This window comes from Martinezella calliandrae (assembly GCF_030272695.1).
GTDB classification, from domain to species: Bacteria; Pseudomonadota; Alphaproteobacteria; order Rhizobiales; family Rhizobiaceae; genus Rhizobium; species Rhizobium calliandrae.
In genome coordinates this window covers 1-298 of the sequence record NZ_JARFYN010000249.1, presented here as the reverse complement: position 1 = coordinate 298, position 298 = coordinate 1, and the positions used below count along the sequence as shown (strand labels likewise).

Here is a 298-nt window from a genome sequence, read left to right as displayed (position 1 = left end):
AGTGCATCCACGAACTGTTCGAACAGCAGGTGCAAAAGGCCTCCGATGCGGTGGCGGTGGTTCATGAGGACGAAGAGCTGAGTTATGGCGAACTCAATGCGCAGGCCAACCGCTTGGCGCATCATCTGATCGCGCTTGGGGTCAGGCCGGATCAGCCGGTGGCGATCTGCCTGAAGCGCAGTCCGGCCATGGTCGTCGCGGTTCTGGCGATCCTCAAGGCGGGCGGCGCCTATCTGCCGCTCGATCCGGCCTATCCGAGCGCCCGGTTGGGGCAGGTTCTTGAGGATGCAGCACCACA

1 protein-coding gene is annotated in these 298 nt (G+C 63.1%); it reads left to right on the top strand.

Annotated features, from left to right (window positions below; genetic code table 11):
• A partial coding sequence (locus PY650_RS36965) for an AMP-binding protein (RefSeq protein ID WP_285885070.1) occupies positions 1 to 298 on the top strand: 298 nt, incomplete at both ends.